Here is a 1623-nt window from a genome sequence, read left to right on the forward strand (position 1 = left end):
CATCTATGATGACACTTTTTTAGTTAGAGATAGTAATGGTGACAGTTATTCCATATATTTTAATATTGAAAATCAGATTTTTGAGATTGACAATGATCATTCTTTTCTGAGTGACGTAGAAAGTTCTTTTTATAGTTATCGGAATTCTAGTTATCTGACTAATGGATCTAAGAGTGACGATCCCTACTATGATCGTTACATGTATGACACTAAATATAGTTGGAATAATCACATTAATAGTTGTATTGACAGTTATCTTCGTTCTCAAATCCGTATTGATAGTTACATTTTAAGTAGTAGTGACAATTACAGTGACAGTTACATTTCTAGTTACATTTGTGGTGAAAGTGGAAATAGTAGTGAAAGCGAGAATTCCAGTATAAGAACTAGCACGAATAGTAGTGATTTAACTAAAAGTTCTAATGATCTCGATGTAACTCAAAAATACAGGCATTTGTGGGTTCAATGCGAAAATTGTTATGGGTTAAATTATAAGAAATTTTTTAAGTCAAAAATGAATATTTGTGAACAATGTGGATATCATTTGAAAATGAGTAGTTCAGATAGAATCGAACTTTCGATTGATCCAGGTACTTGGGATCCTCTGGATGAAGACATGGTCTCTCTGGATCCCATTGAATTTCATTCGGAGGAGGAACCTTATAAAGATCGTATTGATTCTTATCAAAGAAAGACAGGATTAACTGAGGCTGTTCAAACAGGCACAGGTCAACTAAACGGTATTCCCATAGCAATTGGGGTTATGGATTTTCAGTTTATGGGGGGTAGTATGGGATCTGTAGTAGGCGAGAAAATCACCCGTTTGATCGAATATGCTACCAATAAATTTCTACCTCTTATTCTAGTGTGTGCTTCCGGAGGAGCACGCATGCAAGAAGGAAGTTTGAGCTTGATGCAAATGGCTAAAATATCTTCCGCTTTATATGATTATCAATCAAATAAAAAGTTATTCTATGTATCAATCCTTACATCTCCTACTACTGGTGGGGTGACAGCGAGTTTTGGTATGTTGGGGGATATCATTATTGCCGAACCCAATGCTTACATTGCATTTGCGGGTAAAAGAGTAATTGAACAAACATTGAATAAGACAGTACCTGAAGGTTCACAAGCAGCTGAATATTTATTCCATAAGGGCTTATTCGATCCAATCGTACCACGTAATCCTTTAAAAGGCGTTTTGAGTGAGTTATTTCAGCTTCACGCTTTCTTTCCTTTGAATAAAAATTCAATCAAGTAGAGCTTTAAGTTCAATTATTTTATTTGTGGTAAACAAGTAGTTAGTTTATCGGAATCAAAGTCAAAATCCGAAGAATGGAGTTTTCTTTGGTGACATAAGATCTAATTATAGAAAGAATCAAAAGTTGCGAAAAATGTTTTTTTCTCGAGATCTTTTTTTTACCCATATTCCTGATTAGTAATCATCAAGCCTCTATCAACAAGATAAAAGAGCTAATTTTTCCTTTCGCGAAATTAGGCAAGGCAACTAAAACGAATTTCATATTCCCTTCTTACGTATGTATATATAATACAATTCAAATATAGATATAGAGTCTTGCATCTTTCTATATCTCCTGAGAATCCCCATTTTTTCTAATAATC

Annotated in this window: 1 protein-coding gene; it reads left to right on the top strand. The window is 33.8% G+C overall.

The features are described 5' to 3' along the window. The first annotated feature begins 379 nt into the window (after positions 1 to 379). Positions 380 to 1261: an acetyl-CoA carboxylase, carboxyltransferase subunit beta gene (accD, locus tag HLA95_RS30275; protein ID WP_502266666.1), complete on the top strand. Its 882-nt coding sequence runs from the start codon at positions 380 to 382 to the stop codon at positions 1259 to 1261. Positions 1262 to 1623 lie beyond the last annotated feature (362 nt).

This window comes from Geminicoccus harenae (assembly GCF_019800005.1).
Classification (GTDB): Bacteria; Pseudomonadota; Alphaproteobacteria; order Geminicoccales; family Geminicoccaceae; genus Geminicoccus; species Geminicoccus harenae.